Annotated in this window: 15 protein-coding genes and 2 pseudogenes; 8 read left to right on the top strand and 9 right to left on the bottom strand. The window is 73.6% G+C overall.

The window, feature by feature from the left end; translation table 11 throughout:
* From D471_RS0117700 to D471_RS0117685, 5 genes and pseudogenes are all read right to left on the bottom strand, one after another.
* Positions 1–185, bottom strand: a pseudogene (locus tag D471_RS0117700) (hypothetical protein); the annotation flags it as partial.
* 189 nt (positions 186–374) lie between these two features.
* Complete coding sequence (locus tag D471_RS41880) at positions 375–797, bottom strand: YchJ family protein (RefSeq protein ID WP_026127825.1); 423 nt, start codon at positions 795–797, stop codon at positions 375–377.
* Positions 798–1,388: 591 nt separating this feature from the next.
* Positions 1,389–1,808: pseudogene (locus D471_RS42325) on the bottom strand (DUF2201 family putative metallopeptidase); the annotation flags it as partial.
* 3 nt (positions 1,809–1,811) lie between these two features.
* Entirely contained in the window at positions 1,812–2,021 is a 210-nt protein-coding gene (locus D471_RS40890; protein WP_017599855.1) for a hypothetical protein, read from the bottom strand.
* Positions 2,022–2,129: 108 nt separating this feature from the next.
* The gene (locus tag D471_RS0117685) at positions 2,130–2,717 is read right to left on the bottom strand and encodes a hypothetical protein (protein WP_017599854.1); all 588 of its coding nucleotides are present in this window, start codon (positions 2,715–2,717) and stop codon (positions 2,130–2,132) included.
* Positions 2,718–2,831: 114 nt separating this feature from the next.
* Between D471_RS0117685 and D471_RS0117680 the strand changes: the two genes are divergently transcribed.
* A complete protein-coding gene (locus tag D471_RS0117680; protein ID WP_017599853.1) occupies positions 2,832–3,533 on the top strand; it encodes a CPBP family intramembrane glutamic endopeptidase in 702 nt (233 codons plus the stop codon).
* 128 nt (positions 3,534–3,661) lie between these two features.
* On the opposite strand, the gene D471_RS0117675 is transcribed toward D471_RS0117680, so the two are convergent.
* A complete protein-coding gene (locus tag D471_RS0117675) occupies positions 3,662–3,982 on the bottom strand; it encodes a nucleotide pyrophosphohydrolase (RefSeq protein WP_026127824.1) in 321 nt (106 codons plus the stop codon).
* A gap of 89 nt (positions 3,983–4,071) precedes the next feature.
* Between D471_RS0117675 and D471_RS0117670 the strand changes: the two genes are divergently transcribed.
* Positions 4,072–4,377: a SelT/SelW/SelH family protein gene (locus D471_RS0117670; protein WP_026127823.1), complete on the top strand. Its 306-nt coding sequence runs from the start codon at positions 4,072–4,074 to the stop codon at positions 4,375–4,377.
* 83 nt (positions 4,378–4,460) lie between these two features.
* Positions 4,461–7,055, top strand: coding sequence for a tetratricopeptide repeat protein (locus D471_RS0117665; RefSeq protein ID WP_017599850.1), 2,595 nt, complete (start codon positions 4,461–4,463; stop codon positions 7,053–7,055).
* Here D471_RS0117665 and D471_RS40885 read toward each other — a convergent pair.
* Entirely contained in the window at positions 7,052–8,257 is a 1,206-nt protein-coding gene (locus tag D471_RS40885; protein ID WP_017599849.1) for a S1 RNA-binding domain-containing protein, read from the bottom strand. The two genes, D471_RS0117665 and D471_RS40885, sit on opposite strands and share 4 nt — an antisense overlap.
* A 225-nt stretch (positions 8,258–8,482) precedes the next feature.
* Here D471_RS40885 and D471_RS34885 point away from each other — a divergent pair, with 225 nt between their 5' ends.
* A complete protein-coding gene (locus D471_RS34885; RefSeq protein WP_017599848.1) occupies positions 8,483–8,752 on the top strand; it encodes a hypothetical protein in 270 nt (89 codons plus the stop codon).
* A 53-nt stretch (positions 8,753–8,805) separates the two neighbouring features.
* Positions 8,806–9,162 carry a hypothetical protein gene (locus D471_RS0117650; protein WP_152486350.1) on the top strand — a complete coding sequence of 119 codons (357 nt, stop codon included), beginning with the start codon at positions 8,806–8,808 and terminating at the stop codon, positions 9,160–9,162.
* A 21-nt stretch (positions 9,163–9,183) separates the two neighbouring features.
* On the opposite strand, the gene D471_RS0117645 is transcribed toward D471_RS0117650, so the two are convergent.
* Complete coding sequence (locus tag D471_RS0117645) at positions 9,184–9,897, bottom strand: TetR/AcrR family transcriptional regulator (RefSeq protein ID WP_017599846.1); 714 nt, start codon at positions 9,895–9,897, stop codon at positions 9,184–9,186.
* Between the two features lie 189 nt (positions 9,898–10,086).
* On the opposite strand from D471_RS0117645, the gene D471_RS0117635 reads away from it, so the two are divergent.
* The 3 genes from D471_RS0117635 to gndA all read left to right on the top strand — a co-directional run bounded on the left by D471_RS0117635 (position 10,087) and on the right by gndA (position 14,816).
* On the top strand, positions 10,087–11,544 hold the full coding sequence (locus D471_RS0117635) for an APC family permease (protein ID WP_206538952.1): 1,458 nt from the start codon (positions 10,087–10,089) through the stop codon (positions 11,542–11,544).
* A 21-nt stretch (positions 11,545–11,565) separates the two neighbouring features.
* Positions 11,566–13,212 (top strand): amidohydrolase, encoded by a 1,647-nt coding sequence (locus D471_RS0117630; RefSeq protein ID WP_017599843.1) that lies wholly within the window; start codon positions 11,566–11,568, stop codon positions 13,210–13,212.
* A gap of 164 nt (positions 13,213–13,376) precedes the next feature.
* Positions 13,377–14,816 (top strand): NADP-dependent phosphogluconate dehydrogenase, encoded by a 1,440-nt coding sequence (gndA, locus tag D471_RS0117625; RefSeq protein ID WP_017599842.1) that lies wholly within the window; start codon positions 13,377–13,379, stop codon positions 14,814–14,816.
* A gap of 11 nt (positions 14,817–14,827) precedes the next feature.
* Here gndA and D471_RS0117620 read toward each other — a convergent pair whose 3' ends face one another.
* Positions 14,828–15,682, bottom strand: coding sequence for a PaaX family transcriptional regulator (locus tag D471_RS0117620; RefSeq protein ID WP_017599841.1), 855 nt, complete (start codon positions 15,680–15,682; stop codon positions 14,828–14,830).
* Positions 15,683–15,973: the final 291 nt, after the last annotated feature.

Here is a 15,973-nt window from a genome sequence, read left to right as displayed (position 1 = left end):
ACCGGCTCGGAACGGATCCGCCCGTCCGCGCCCTGGACGGCGAGGACGTCGTCGATCAGGGGGCCGACCATGCGCGCGCGGTAGGTGAGCTGGTGCCATCCCTCGGGGATGGCCGTGACGAGGGCCCGACCGATGGCCTGGATGAGGTCATCCTGTTCGAGCAGACCGGGGGTGCGGAGGTCCATTCTCCGTGTCCGTTCCGTGGCGACGGGAAGATATAAGACCCCTTATACTCCATTGTGGAACTCCCCGCATCCGCCCTGACGCTCAGAGCGAGGGAGTTCGCAGTTCAGGCGCCCGATTATCGCCTTGGGCCCGCGCCGGGGCACCCTGGGTGAGGTCTCCTGGTCAGGCCGGGGACAGGGGGTGGGCGGTCAGTTCGGCAGGGCGTCGAGGTAGACCCAGGCCCCCTCGTGGCGCGTGAAGCGGCTGTGCTCGCGCAGTTCGCCCTCCCGGCCGCGCTCGCGGTACACCGCGCGGAACTCGACCGTGCCCTCGGTGTGGAAGGGGGTTCCGCCGGTGGCGCCGAGGATCTCCAGACCGATCCACCGGGTACGGGGATCGAGGTCGAGGCGCTCCGGCCGGGTGTCGGGGTGCCAGCTGCGCAGGAGGTAGGCCTCGTCGCCGACCGCGAAGGCGCTGTAGCGTGAACGCATCAGGTCCTCGGCGGTGGCGGCGGAGGCGGTCCCGGTGTGCAGGCGCCCGCAGCAGTCCTGGTAGGCGGCCTCCCGACCGCAGGGGCAGGGGTCGGTGGCGCGGAGGCGGGACGGCTGGGTGCGGGGGCTGCGCTGCGACATCCCCCCATTCAAACACGCGCCCCGGGCCTGACGCGTGATCACCGGATGCCATCCGAGGTGACCGTCGCCGCGTCCCACGGCGACCGGAACGCACACCTTCATGGAGACGACGTGGACGACCTCACCCCGGGTACCGGAGCACCCGGTGGTCGACGCATGCCCGGCCTCCGGTTCAGGGTGATCCGCGAGTGGCTCGGACTCGACGTCCGCTGGCTCGCCGCCCACCTGAGCGTCAACCCCCGCACCCTTCGAGTGTGGGAGGAGGGCGAGCACCCCGTCCCCGACTGGGTGCCGCCGGAGGTCGAACGCCTGCGGGCGCGGACCGCCGAGGCCGTCGACCGTCTGGTGGGCGCGCTCGGTGACAGGCGCGACCCGGTGGTGCGCACCTACGGGACCGACGAGCAGTACCGGGAGTACGAGCCCGACCGAACATGGCCCGCCTCCTGGCACCGACGGGTGGTCGCCCGGGCCGCACAGGAGGTTCCGGGGCTGGTGATCGTGGCACCGGAGGAGGGCGACGCCGGTGGAACCTCCCCTTGAGGGGACGGTCCCCGAGCGCCGGACGGGGGCGCGCCGGAGCGCGTCGGCCTCCACCCCTGTGGCACCGCCCGCCGCGGTGCCGTCCTCCCAGCCGGAGGGGTGCCCGTGGACTCCGGACCCGCGGTCGAGGCGGTGGCCTGTCTCGGGCAGGCGCGGCAGGCACTCCTCGAACAGCAGCCCCTCGGGCAGGTCGAGGGTGCTGGGCAGGACCGCCCTGGAGGGCAGGTCGAGGCCGTCGGCGACCAGGTCGTCGTTGATCTCGCAGTCATGGGCGATGTTGGCGCGCAGCGGGTCGGCCCAGCGGACGGCCCGGAACCGGTCGGCGCGTCCGTGGTGGTCGCGCAGCAGGTGGGACACCTCGTGGATCCACGCCCCGCGAGTTCGGGCACGGGGCCGGGCGTTGGCGGCGCGGTACCGGGAGGCGAGCAGCTTGGCGCGGTCCAGGTCGGCGGCTCGGCCGGTCGTTGCCACCGGTCAGCCCCGCGTGAGCGCACCGGACAGCCGGGGCGGGTCGAGGAAGGCGTCGATCCCCTCCGGGACCGGCCAGGCGGTGTCGCGCAGGGCCGCCAGGTCGGCGAGCGCGGTGGCCCCGTCCGCGTCGATCCGGTTGCAGCCCAGGTAGAGGGTGTGCAGGCCGTGTCCAGGGGTGAGCGCGTCGGCGAGGGCACTCGCGCCGCGGGCCACCCGAAACGGCTCCCGGGGCCCGCGCCACCCCAGGTCGAAGCCGCCGGATCGGGTTCTGGGAGGACCGGCGCGGGAGGTTCGCGCCGTGACGGGGGCGGAGGGAGCGGGCTACACCAGGCCCTCGACCTCCTCGCGCAGGAGCGCGCCGGCGCGCAGGAACGCCGCCGCCGAGGCGAGGCCGAGGCCGAGGAGGAGCGAGGCGACCGGAAGCTCGACGACCGGTTCCAGCGCGAAGCCGCCGACAAGGGACGGGACGGCGCCGCCCACGATCATGTGGGAGCCGACCGCCCGCAGTGCGGCCGCAAGGACGCCGCCGACCAGGGTGACGGCGGCGCACACGCCGATGCGGCGCGCGTTCACGGCGCTGAAGGGCTCGCCGGTCCGCAGTGACCGCACGACGCGCAGCAGCAGCGTTGCGACGAACACGATCTGCGCGGCGACGATGAGCGACGGCGCCATCGCCCACACGCGTTCGACGACGGTCGGGGCGGTGACCGTCAGCTCGGCCGTGACCGCCCCGGTGAACTCGAATCCGTCACCGGAGGGCGGAGGCACCGCGGCGGCCGGGACCTCGACGGGCACGACGAGGTTGTCCGCCGCCAGGGTTCCGACGGCGGCGAAGAGGGCCAGGCCCACTCCCAGGACGATCGCCACGAGAGCCACCCACTCGGACGCGCGTTGACGTACGGCACTCACTTGGTCTCCCCACACTCAGACGTACGACCTATCGACAATCGATAAGCTCTTGCCTTAGTTTATCGATTGTCGATAAAAACGCCAGTCGCCCGCCCCTGAGCCCCGGAGACTCCCTTGACCGACCCGACACCACCCCCCGCCCCCGTCCGCGCGTCAGCGCTCTTCCTCGTCGGCGCGATCGTCTGCTTCGTGCTTCCGCCGCTGACCCTCGGACTACTGGTCCAGGGGTCGCCACCGCCCCTGGCCCTGGTCGCGGTGGCCCTCGTCGAACTCGCCTCGGCGGGCGCACTCGTCGCCTGGTGGCTGCGACGGAGGTCCTTGTCCCCCGCCGATGTCGGCCTCACCTCGCGGCACTGGTTCCGGGACGCGCTCCTGGGTGCCGCGACCGTGCCTCCGCGTCTGCTCATCGAGTTCGGCGTGCTGATCCCGATGGCCGGGGGCGCCCACAACCCGGAGGTCCAAGAGGTCCTCACCAACGCCTCCGCGGGCGTCGCGGCCCTGGCCGCGACACTCGTCCTCGGCGTGGTCGGCGGCGGCCTGGCCGAGGAGCTCTACTTCCGCGGCTTCCTCATGGGCGCGCTGCCCAAGGCCTTCGTCCACCGGCGGGCGGCCCTGTACGGGGCGGCGGCGGTGTCCGTCCTGCTGTTCGCGGCCCTGCACCTGCCCACCTCGGCCCCCGACGTCGCCGCCATCGTCCTCGCCAGCCTGGTCTACACCGCCCTCTTCCTGCTGACACGCCGTCTCACGGCGACCGTGGTCGCCCACTCGCTGTGGAACGCCACGACCTTGCTCACCGTGGTGGCCGTCTACGGGTGACGGACCGGCCCGGGGGAAGGGCCGCGCCCTCACACAAGGCCCCGAACCGGCCCGGACCCGGTGCGGGCGGCACGCCGCGACCGCGTGCCGCCCTCCTCCCGGTCCCCGGCGCGTCGCGGCCCGACGCATCAGGCGCGCGGGACCGGGAAGCGGTGCTCGTTGATCGCGACCTTCTCCCGGACGGCCGCGTCCAGGTCGACCCCGAGCACGTCGGCCAAGCGCAGCAGGTAGCAGAACACGTCCGCCATCTCCTGGCGCACCGCCGCCGCCTTGTCCGGGTCGGCCATGACCGCCTCGGACTCCTCCGCGGTCAGCCACTGGAACTCGGCGACCAGTTCACCGGCCTCTCCCGCCAGGGCCATCGCCAGGTTCTTGGGCGTGTGGAAGGGACCCCAGTCCCGCGCCTCGGCGAACCTGTCCAGCAACTCCTGCAACGATACGACGCTCATGGGACCGGTCTACCAGAGGCCGGGAGGAGCACGTGTCGGTCCCGGGGCGGCCGTGGGCCCGGGGCGCCCGGCGTGGCATCCTGGGACGCATGGTGGACAAGCGGCCGCGGCTGGAGATCGAGTACTGCACACAGTGCCGGTGGCTTCCCAGGGCGACCTGGATGGCACAGGAACTGCTGACGACGTTCGAGGGGGACCTGGGCGAGGTCGCGCTCGTCCCCGGGACCGGCGGCGCGTTCGAGGTGCGGCTGGACGGGGAGAGCGTGTGGTCGCGCAAGACCGACGCGGCCTTCACCGACGCGGCCGAGCTCAAGCGGCTCATCCGCGACCGGATCGCCCCCGACCGCGCGCTCGGCCACTCCGAGCGGAAGTCGGAGGAGGAGTCGGACCGGTGACCGCCGCCGGGTGGCCGCTACCGGCCAGCCCCATCGGCCTCCGGACCTGACAACTCGGGCGTTCTCCCGCCACACTGACCGTCATGACACGCACACGGTGGATCGTGGCCGGGCTCGCCACGACGGTGATCCTGGCGACCGCGGCGGTCCTGTACTGGTCGGGCGGCGACGCCGTCGCGGGAACCGAGGGCGCGGCCGCGCCCTGGGGCGGAGCCCTGATCGCCGCCCTGACGGTGCTCCTGGTCGTCGCCGGGCGGATCGTGGAGCGGTCGTCGGGGAAACGAAGACCGAGCGCGGACCGGCGTCCGGCTCCGACCGAGACCACGGAGCCGACCCAGACGATCGACGGATCCCAGGCGACGGCCAACGCCGTCACCGGGGGCGTCAGCGGGAGCACCCTCATCCAGGGCGGCACGCTCACCTTCCACCAACCCACCCACCACACGGTCATCGACACCCAGGTCGTCCACGCCCCGGAGTCCGAACCGGCCTGGCCCATGGTCGTCGGAGTCCTGCCGAACGAGGCCGACCACTTCCAGCACCGCTCCCTCACCGACCGGCTCACCGGGTCCTCGCGGGACCACCCCACCGTCGTGCTCGGACAGGTCCTGTCCGGGATGGGCGGTGTCGGCAAGACCCAGCTGGCCGCCCACCACGCCCGGGCGCTGCTCCGGCGCGGGGAGGTGGATCTGGTGGTGTGGGCGCCCGCGGCCGAGCGGGCCACGATCCTGCGGGCCTACGCCGACGCCGCCCACCGGATCCTCCACTCCCCCGCGGACGAGGACCCCGAACACGCGGCGCGCCGGTTCCTGACCTGGCTCCAGACCACCGACCAGCGCTGGCTGGTGGTCCTGGACAACCTGGACGTCCCCGAACACGTGCGCGGCCTGTGGCCGACCACCAGCGCTCCGGCCGCCGCCGACACGGCCGGGCCCCGGGGACGACTGGTGGTCACCACCCGCCGCACCGACACCGCCCTGGCGGGCAGGGGGCGCGCGTTCATCGACGTCGGCGTCTACACACCGGACGAGTCCCTCACCTACCTCGCCACCGCGCTCGACGACCTGCCCCTCGCCCCCGACCAGGCCGACCTGACGGCGCTGTCCGAGGACCTGGGACACCTGCCGCTGGCCCTGTCCCACGCGGCCGCCTACATCCGCGACCGCAGGGGCGGCATGACGTGCGCGTCCTACCGCGCGCTGCTCCGGGACCGGCGCGGCGCCCTGGATCGGCTGTTCCCGGAGGAGGAGAGCCTGCCCGACGACTACGCGCGCACCGTGGCCACCACCTGGGCGGTCTCCGTCGAGCACGCGAACACGCTCACCCCGCGCGGGCTCGCCCTGCCGATGATGCGACTGGTCAGCCTGTTGGACCCCACGGGAATCCCCGTAGCGGCGCTGACGTCCTCCCCCGTCCTCGACCACCTCCGCCGCGCCCGCCCCGAGGAGCCGGGTCCGACCTCGCGGGACGCCGACGACGCGCTGTCCGCGCTGGCCCGGCTCCACCTGGTCACCCGGTCCGGGTTCGGGGACGACGCCCTGGTCGGAGCGCACCGGCTCGTGCAGCGCGCCACGCGTGAGCGGCGGGCGACGCGGCCCGACCGGGACACCGTCCGCGCGGCCGCCGACGCGCTCCTGTCGGTATGGGAGCCGAGCGTCCACGCGACCGGCCTCGGGCAGCGGCTGCGGTCCAACACCACGGCACTGGCCGAGCACGAACGGGGCTGGCTGTGGGACGGGGGCGCCCACCCCCTGCTGGTCCGTCTCGGACAGAGTCTGGGCAAGGCGGGCGCGCTCTCCCAGGCGGTGGCCCACTGCGAGGAACTGGCCGACACGGCCGACGCGCGCCTGGGGGCCGAACACCCGGACACCCTGGCCGCGCGCCACGACATCCTCCTCTGGCGCGGCCTGTCGGGCGAGGTGCGCCACGCCGCCGAGGGTTTCGGGGCGCTGGCCGGCACCATGACGCGGGTGCTCGGCGCGCGGCACCCGCAGACGCTCAGGTCCCGGGTCCAGGCGGCGCGCTGGCGTTCCCGGGCGGGCGACCCGCGGGGCGCGGTCGCCGACTTCGAGGACATCGTGCCCGTGCAGACGCGGGTGCTCGGCGCGGACCACCCCGACGTCCTCAGCACCCGTGCGCACCTGGCCTCCGCCCGGGGCAGGGCGGGTGACGCGGAGGGCGCGGTGGAGTCCTTCCGGGCGGTGCTCGCCGACGAACTGCCGGCGCTCGGCGCCGAGCATCCCAGCGCGATGGCCACACGCAACCAGGTCGCCCGTTGGCTGGGAAGGGCCGGCGACCCCCGCGGAGCCATCCGGGACCTGGAGGCCCTCCTGCCCGACCAGCTGCGCGTCCTCGGACCGGACCACCCCGACACGCTCACCACCCGCGGTCAGATCGCGGCGTGGAAGGGTGTGGTCGGAGAGTACGCCGAAGCCGTCGCCGAACTCGAGGCACACCTCGCCGACCAACTGCGCGCTCTGGGTCCGGACCACCCGCACGTGTTCACGACCCGGCACAGCCTGGCCCGGTTCCGCGGCGAGGCCGGCGACCCCGCTCGCGCGGTCGAGGAGCTGACGGCGCTGCTGCCGGACCAGATCCGCGTCATGGGTTCCGCCCATCCGAAGACGCGGGAGGTCGAAGAGCACCTGGAGGCCTGGCGGCGGCGGGCCGGGCGCTAGGGAAGCCTGAGGGTCAGGGACACGCGTTCGCGGACCATGTCCACGTCCAGGATCCTGGCGGTGACCTCCTGCCCCACGGAGACCACGTCGGTCGGGGCGTCGAAGGGGCGGGAGGACAGCTCAGGCAGGTTGATCATCGCGGTGCACCCGCCGAGGTCCACGAACGTGCCCCCGAAGTCGGCGATGCGCGCGACCGTGCCGGTGACGAGCCGTCCGCGCTCCAGGGTCCGCATGAACGCCCAGGCGCGGTCGCTGTCGGCGGGTTCGGTCCGCCAGCGGGCGCGCAGCACGCCGTCGGGGTCGGGCAGGACCGCGGTGAGGAGGGGGCGGCGTTGGCCGACGTGGTCGGACAGGACCATGGCTCCGCGCGCGCCCGACAAAAGCGCGGCCAGCGCCCGGTGGTCGGGCCCGTCGAACTCCTCGCTCCTGAGCCGACCGTGCGCGTCCTCCCAGACGAGTTCCACGGGGTCCTCCTCGGGCAGCGCCGCCAGGACCCCGTCGACGTCGTCGGCCAGCGGCGGCCACACGGTCAGCCGCGCCCGGGGTGCCAGGCGGGCGCGCACGTCGGCCGCGGTCTCGCGGGTCACCCGGTGCCAGCGGGTGGCGTTGCCGACGAACTCCTCTTCCAGGAGCACACCGCGGCCGTGGCCGAGGTGGTCCAGGCGCGCCCAGAAGGTGGCGTCGGCCGGACGCTGCTCTCCCGGTTCGTCGCCGGAGTCGAAGAAGACGTCGTCGGGTGAGACGTCCATCGGTTCGGGGAAGAGTCCGAGTCCGCGGGTGCGGGCCACCGCCTCGTGGCAGGGTTCCCGGCTGCCGACGTACACGTACAGGTCCCCGCTCACGTGGACGGCGAACGTGTCCTCGACCTCCAGTTGGCACCAGAACGCCTCGTCGCCCCGGAGCATGGTCCGGACCAGTTCCAGCCCGACAGAGAGCGGGACGGTCGTACCGTCGTGGAAGCCGACCGGGGCGGACGGAAAGAGCCGCGCGATCGCGGCGGGCGTGGAAGCACCACCGAACAGCGGTTCCCGGACCTCCAGGTGATCGACCCCGCTGTCCCGGGCGAATGCGGCGATCGCGTCCAGGTAGGCGGCCTCGATCGGCCCGTAGTCGCTGTCGACGTTCTCGGAACCGACGTAGTGGCCGTTGGCGTCACGGGCGGCGGGATCGTACTTCGTGACTCGGTGGACGTGGAGCGGCACGCGGTTCCCTTCGTGTGTTGGCGGGGCGAGAACTCCGGACGCGCCTCACCGCACGGCCCGGCGCTCGGATAGGATCGCGGAGCGCACGCCGCGAGTCGACCGAAGGGTGCACGGCGCTGACTCCACGGATTTCGACCCTCGCCCCTCTTACCGGAGGCACTGCCTCTGGCGGAGCCTGCGCGGAATCCGGACCCCAGCCCCGCGACACTCCTGCAGTACCTGTTGGTGGTCGCGGTCGGGCTGTTCGCCTGCAGGGTCGCGTGGGGCCTGGCCGACCTGGTCGTCTCGGCCCTGAGACACCGCGCTGAGCGCGTGTGGTCCGCGCCCGGCCGGGCGGTCGGTCCCCGTGCCCGGCCCGGACCCGACCGCCCGGGAGGCGGCGTCCACCGGAACGAGGTCCGCGGGGACGTGAGCGGCACCGTCGTCCAGGCGGAGCACGTCGGGCAGGTCCACATCCACGCCCCGCCGCCCGACCGCACCGGCGCGGACACCTGACCCCCGCGGGCCGGGTGCGTCAACCTCGCTCCCCGGTGGCGCGTCGGTACGGTGTGAGTGACACGGACACCTCCCCGACCACGGAATCCGCACCGGGCCGACCGTCACGCGTGCTGCGCGTGTTCGCCGTGGTCCACCTGGGCCTGATGCTGCTCGGGCTCCCCTGCCTCGGTCTCCTCTCGTTGTTGCACCTGTTGCTGCCGTACTCGGGGCAGACCGCCTCCGACTACCTCGGCGTGATCGGTGTCATCGTGGGCCTGTGGGCGCTCGGCTCCTGTGTGGGCTGGTGGTTGATGCGCGCCCTGGAGGTGGACGGCGCGCCGAGGTACGCATTGTCCGCCCTGTTCGTCGGCACGGCCGTGATCGTGGCTCCGCACGTGGTGTCGGTCGTCGGGGGCATCGCGGGCTGACCGCTTCGGTCCCGGCGGTCCTCACTCCCCGCGGGTGTGGACCGCCAGGCGCGTCTCAGCAGCGGCCAGCAGCATGGTCAGCGCCGTCGGGTAGGCGCTGCCCCTCATCGTGGCCGCCAGCAGCGGGACGGTCGCGGCGATGTTCGGGTGCGTCTCCTCCGGCAGCGCGGCGTAGGTCGTGTCCCACACCCTGGCCTCCGCCTCGTGGGCGGACGTGGGCAGCGCCGCGTTCGCCGCGTCCAGGGCGGCGAAGCCCAGGGCCTGGTCGACGAACGCGTGGTAGATCCGCACGGCCTCCGCGTCGGGGAAACCCGCCCCGCGCAGCAGCCCGAGCGCCGTCTCCACCGCCCGGATCTCGTGCGCGCGCCCGGTCACCCGGCACGCGCTCAGCACGGTCGCCTGCGGGTGCGCCAGGGCGCCCTCGTGCAGTCGAATCCCCAGTTCATGCAGGTCGGAGCGCCATTCGCCGGTGGCCCGCCAGTCCCGCAGGGTGCGGCCGATCAGCTCGTCGGCCACGGCCAGCAGCAGGTCGTCGGCGCTGCGGAAGTAGCGGTACAGGCTGCTGGGGTCCGCTCCCAGGGCGATGCCCAGACGCCGCACGGTCAGGGCGTCGGCGCCGTGTTCTCTGACCAGGTGCAGGGCCGTTCGGACGATCAGCTCCTCCGACAGGACGACCCCCCGTTTCGTGGGCCGCCTCCTTCGCCGTGCCCCGGGCGGTACCACGCGGTCGCTCATCGGTGCCTCCGCACGTCATGGCCTCGGTGTCCTGGGGGGAGCTTATGACAACACCATTGACCTGTGAAGAGGGTGACGTGTTGCATATCCGTTCACCGGGCCGACATCCCCCAGCGAACGGAGCCGACCATGACGTCCACCCCGCCGCCCACCTCCGCGGTCCCGCCGCCCGCCGCCTCCGATACGCCCTTGCGCAGATCCATCGGCGTCCTGGACGGCGTCGCGATCGCGGCGTCCAGCACGGCGGCCACCACGAGCATCGGCATCGGCCTCACCGCGATGGCCATGGTGGTGGGCCCCCACCTGCCCGCGATCCTGCTGTTGGGCTTCCTGCCCATCCTGTGCGTCGCCGGGGCCTACACGCGGCTCAACCGGGTCGAACCGAACGCGGGCAACACCTACGTCTGGGTCGGCCGCTCCCTCAACCCCTGGCTGGGCTTCCTCTCCGGGTGGACGATGATCGTCGCCACCGTGGCCTTCCTCGCCTACACCACGGCCGTGACGGGGTCCGCGATCCTCCAGACCGTCCGCATGGCGGGCGTGGAGGCCGTCGCCGGGCTGGTCCTGGACCCGGGGTCGACGGCCCAGTCGGTCCTGGTGGGCGTCGCCGTGCTCGCCGGGGTCACCCTGACCGCGGTCACCGGTCTGCGCTCCGCGGCCCGGTTCCAGGGCGCGCTCCTGGTCTTCGAGTACGCGGTCCTGCTCGGGTTCCTCGGTTACGGCCTCGCCGTCGGCCCGAACCCCTTCAGCCTCGACTGGTTCAACCCGTTCGCCCTCCCCTCAGCGACGGTCCTGGCGCAGGGGCTGCTGCTGTCGGTGTTCTGCTACTGGGGCTTCGAGGCCGCGTTCAGCGTCAGCGAGGAGGTCCGCGAACCGGGCGACGCCTCGCGGGCCGGACTGCTCACCCTGTTCTCCACGCTCGGCCTGTTCCTGTTCGGCTCGGTGGCCTTCCAGCGCGTGCTCAGCGAGGACGAACTCACCGCAAGCGGGCCCGAGGGGCTCGCCGTCTTCGCCGGGCACCTGGCCGACCAGCCGCTGGCCGCGCTGCCCCTGGTGGCCCTGATGTTCTCCGCCGTCGCCTCGCTCCAGTCCGGCGTGATCCCCACCGCACGAGGCATGTTCGCCATGAGCCGGGACCGCACCCTGGGCCCGCTGTGGTCGCGGGTCAGCCCGCGCTTTGGCACACCGGCGGCGGGGACCCTGGTGCTGGGCGCCGTCGCGGCGGGCGTGGCCGTCCTGTCGCTGGTGATCCCCCGGCTGGTGGACGTGATCGTGGCGACGGTCAACTCGGTGGGGATCCTCGTCGCCCTCGTCTACGTCCTGACCGCGCTGGCGGCCGCGACGCGGTTCCGCGGGCTGCTGCGGGAGTCACCGTGGGCGGGGGTCCGCGCGGTGGTCCTCCCACTGGTGGGCGCCTCGGTGGTCCTCGGCATCACCGGTTACCTGTGCTGGACCTACGCCACCTCCACGGACCGCTTCGCGGTGCACCCCGACAACGGCTGGTTCCTGCTGTCGATCCCGGCGGTGATGATCGCGTCCGGGATCGCGACCGGCGCCTGGGCCCGCTGGGTGCGCCGCTCCCCCTACTTCCTCCGCGACGCGGGCACCGCCCCGTCGGAGGAGCCCGCCCCGTCCCCCTCCCGCTGACGACCGAAGGAAGCAGCACGGATGCACTCCCACCACGCCGACCTCGTGTTCACCAACGGCCCGGTGCTGACGCCCGGCGGCCCTCCGAACGGGGCCACCGCCGTCGCCGTGACCGGGGACCGGATCACCGCCGTCGACGCCTCGGCGGCGGACGACCTGACCGGCCCCTCCACCACCGTGGTCGACCTCGACGGGCGGCTGCTGCTGCCCGGCTTCCAGGACGCGCACGTGCACCCCGCCCCGGCCGGGCTGGAGATGGTCCAGTGCGACCTGACCGGGGCCGAGACACGGGCGCAGACCCTCGACGCCGTGGCCGCCTACGCCGCCGCGCACCCCGAACGCGCGTGGATCGCCGGGGGCGGCTGGTCGATGGAGGCCTTCGAGGGCGGCGCTCCGCACCGCTCGGACCTGGACGCCGTGGTCGCCGACCGGCCGGTGTACCTGCCCAACCGCGACCACCACGGGGCGTGGGTCAACGGCCGCGCGCTGGAACTGGCCGGGATCACGCGCCACACCCCCGACCCGGCGGACGGCCGGATCGAGCGCGGTCCCGACGGGGAACCGACCGGGCTCCTCCAGGAGGGGGCCATGGGGCTGGTCAGCCGTCTGGTCCCCGAGCCCTCGCCGTCCGACCTGCGCGCCGCGCTGCTGCGGGCGCAGGAGCACCTGCACTCGCTCGGGATCACCGCGTGGCAGGACGCCCTGGTCGGTTCCTTCGGCGGTATCCCCGACCCGTCGGCGGCCTACGCGGAGCTCGCCCGGGAGGGGGCGCTCACCGCGCGGGTCGTCGGCGCGCTGTGGTGGGACCGCGGGCGTGGAGCCGAGCAGATCCCCGAACTCGTCGAGCGGCGCGCCGCCCTGACCCACGGGCGGTTCCGCGCGGACGCGGTGAAGCTCATGCTCGACGGGATCGCGGAGACGGGAACCGCCGCGATGCTCGACCCGTACCTGGACGGCTGCGGGTGCGCCACGGCCAACCGGGGCACGAGCTTCATCGACCCGGAGCTGCTCCCCGACCACGTCACCGAGCTGGACCGGCTCGGCTTCCAGACGCACTTCCACGCCCTCGGGGACCGCGCCGTGCGCGACGCGCTCGACGCGGTCGAGGCCGCTCGGAGGGCCAACGGCCCCTCCCCCCACCGCCCGCACCTGGCGCACCTGCAGGTCGTGCACCCCGACGACGTGCCGCGCTTCGCCGCGCTGGAGGCCACGGCCAACATCCAGCCGCTGTGGGCGGCGCACGAGCCGCAGATGGACGAGCTGACCATCCCCTTCCTGGGGCCCGAGCGGGCGGGGTGGCAGTACCCGTTCGGGGCGCTGCACCGGTCCGGGGCGCACCTGGCGGCGGGCAGCGACTGGCCGGTGAGCAGCGCCGATCCCCTGGAGGGCGTCCACGTGGCGGTCAACCGGGCTCTGCCGGGCTCGAGGGGCCCCGCCTTCCTTCCGGAGCAACGGCTGGACCTGGTCACGGCGATCACGGCGTACACGGCCGGCTCGGCCCGCGTCAACCGCCTGGACGAGACCGGCGCGCTCCGTCCCGGCGCCCTGGCGGACCTGGTGGTGCTGGACCGGGACCCCTTCGCGGGACCGGTCGGGGCGATCCACGAGGCCCGGGTGGCGCGGACGTACGTGGGGGGTGGGCTCGTGTACGCGGCGCCCGGGGAGTGAGCGCGCCCGGGGTGTCCCGGCGTCCCACGCGCCCGGGACGCCCCGGCGGCCGGGGCCTACGCCCGGCGGCGACGCACGCGGCGCCCCGGGTGACCGGCCCCGCCGCGACCGCCGTCCTACGCTGAGTCGCAGTTCGACTCCCAAAAGTCACAGGAGCCACACCTATGAGTACTCCAGCGCAGATCGGCGTCACCGGTCTGGCGGTCATGGGCCGCAACCTCGCCCGCAACCTGGCGCGCAACGGGTACACCGTCGCCCTCCACAACCGCACGTCCGCCAGGACGGACGCCCTCGTGGAGGAGTTCGGCCACGAGGGCGACTTCGTGCCCGCCCGCACCGCCGAGGAGTTCGTCGCCGCGCTCGAACGCCCGCGCAAGCTGGTCGTGATGGTCAAGGCGGGCCAGCCCACCGACGCGGTGATCGACGAGTTCGCGCCCCTGTTGGATCCCGGCGACATGATCGTCGACGGCGGCAACGCGCACTTCGCCGACACCCGGCGCCGTGAACGGGGTCTGCGCGAGCGCGGCATCCACTTCGTGGGCACCGGTGTCTCCGGCGGCGAGGAGGGGGCCCTGCGCGGGCCCAGCATCATGCCGGGCGGGTCGGCCGAGTCCTACGCGTCGCTCGGTCCGATCCTCGAGCGCATCGCCGCCAAGGCCGACGACGGCACGCCCTGCGTCTCCCACGTCGGACCCGACGGCGCGGGGCACTTCGTCAAGATGGTGCACAACGGCATCGAGTACGCGGACATGCAGCTGATCGGCGAGGCCTACCAGCTGCTGCGCGACGTGGCGGGCTACGCCCCCGGCCAGATCGCCGACGTGTTCCGCGGCTGGAACACCGGACGGCTGGACTCCTACCTGATCGAGATCACCGCCGAGGTGCTCTCCCACGTGGACGCCGCCACCGGTGCGCCGTTCGTGGACGTGGTCGCCGACGCCGCCGAGCAGAAGGGCACCGGCCGCTGGACCGTGCGGACCGCGATGGACCTGGGCGTGCCGGTGTCGGGGATCGCCGAGGCCGTCTTCGCCCGTTCGCTGTCCGGGCACACCGCGCTGCGCCACGCGTCGCGCTCGCTGGAGGGCCCCGCCGCCCAAGCGCTGTCCGGAGCCGCGGCCTCGGACTTCGCCGACCGCGTCGAACAGGCGCTGTACGCCTCCAAGATCATGTCGTACACGCAGGGCTTCCACGAGATCGCCGTGGGCAGCGACGAGTACGGGTGGGGTGTCGACCCGGGCGCGGTCGCGGCCCTGTGGCGCGGTGGCTGCATCATCCGCGCCGCGTTCCTGGACCGCATCCGCGCCGCCTACGACGCCCGCCCCGACCTGCCGGGCCTGCTGTCGGACGAGACGTTCGCGCGGGAGGTGGCCGAGGCACAGGACGACTGGCGCGAAGTGGTGGTGACGGCCACCCGTCAGGGCGTGCCCGTTCCGGGGTTCTCCGCCGCGTTGGCCTACTACGACTCCCTGCGCGCCGAGCGCCTGCCCGCCGCCCTCGTCCAGGGGCAGAGGGACTTCTTCGGTGCCCACACCTACCGCCGCGTCGACCGGGAGGGCTCCTTCCACACGCTGTGGGGCGGTGACCGCTCCGAGGTGCGGGCCTGACACCGCCCGGGTCAGTCCGAGGGCGGCATGGGGACGGTGTCCAGGACCCGTTCGGCCTCGGCCCGCGCGGGCACGGCGTAGGTCCCGTGCAGCTCGTGCACCAGCTTCTGGGCCCGGATCGCGGGCCAGTCGTCGGGCAGGTGCGCGAGCGGGATGCGCGGGTCGCGGCGGATGGTCTGGAGCCAGTCGGTCATCAGCAACAGGAGCCGGGCCAGGTCGTCGGGCGCCTCGGGCACGGGGGCCGCGGTGTCCCACCGTTCCAGGAAGCGCCGGTAGCGGGCGGTGAGGTCGGCCAGGTCGAAGGCGTCGGCGATGATCCGCCCCACCTCGGTGGGCGCCGCGGGCCGGGCGTGGAACACACGGACGTTGTCGTCGATCCCGAGTCCGTCGATGACCTGGCACGCGTCGAGCTCCGACGGCGCGATCCACAGTCCGTTGCCCAGCGGGCCGAACCCCGCCCAGGTCAGGCGGGAGCGCAGGTCGTGGCGGTCGCGCTGGCGCCCTTCCGGCAGTGAGAAGGACAGCAGGGTCCACGGCGCGTCCGCGTCCTGGTTCACCACCCCGGTCGTCCAGATCCGCCGTTCACCGTCGGCGAGGATCTCGGCGCAGCGCCGGGTCAGCCCGTAATAGACCTGTCGGCCGTGCCGTTCCCGGTGGAAGTGGCCGCGCCGCGCCATGCGGCTGAGGGTGGAGCGGGCGGCGTGTTCGGACACGCCGACCCGGGCGAAGACGTCGATGAAGCTCCCGGAGGACACCCCGATGTCCCGGCCGAGCACGAAGTTGCCCAGGAAGCTCAGCATCAGCGACTGCGGGCGCGGTCGCGTCCCGGAGCCCTCGTCGGTCTCCGCGCACTCGTCGGTCGTCATGGTTCTCCCTCCGCCGTCAGCGTATCGGCGCCGCCAGACGAATAAAGTTAGGCAACTTCTTGACTGAGATCATAAATATGCCTAACGTCGTGGCCAGCGGCGGGGTCAGGGTGACGCGCACCACCCCGACCACCCGCCGTCCCCCGCCACCACCGGCACGAACGAGGAGACCCCCATGACGGACAGCATCGACCTGGCGGGCAGGACCGCGCTGGTCACCGGGGCCGGGCGCGGACTCGGCCTGGCCTACGCCCGACGGCTGGCGGCCGCGGGCGCGGCGGTCGTGGCCAA

The sequence above is a fragment of the Nocardiopsis lucentensis DSM 44048 genome (assembly GCF_000341125.1).
Taxonomy (GTDB): domain Bacteria; phylum Actinomycetota; class Actinomycetes; order Streptosporangiales; family Streptosporangiaceae; genus Nocardiopsis; species Nocardiopsis lucentensis.
The sequence above is the reverse complement of the archived record's forward strand: the minus strand, read 5'-3'. Positions and strand labels throughout refer to the sequence as shown.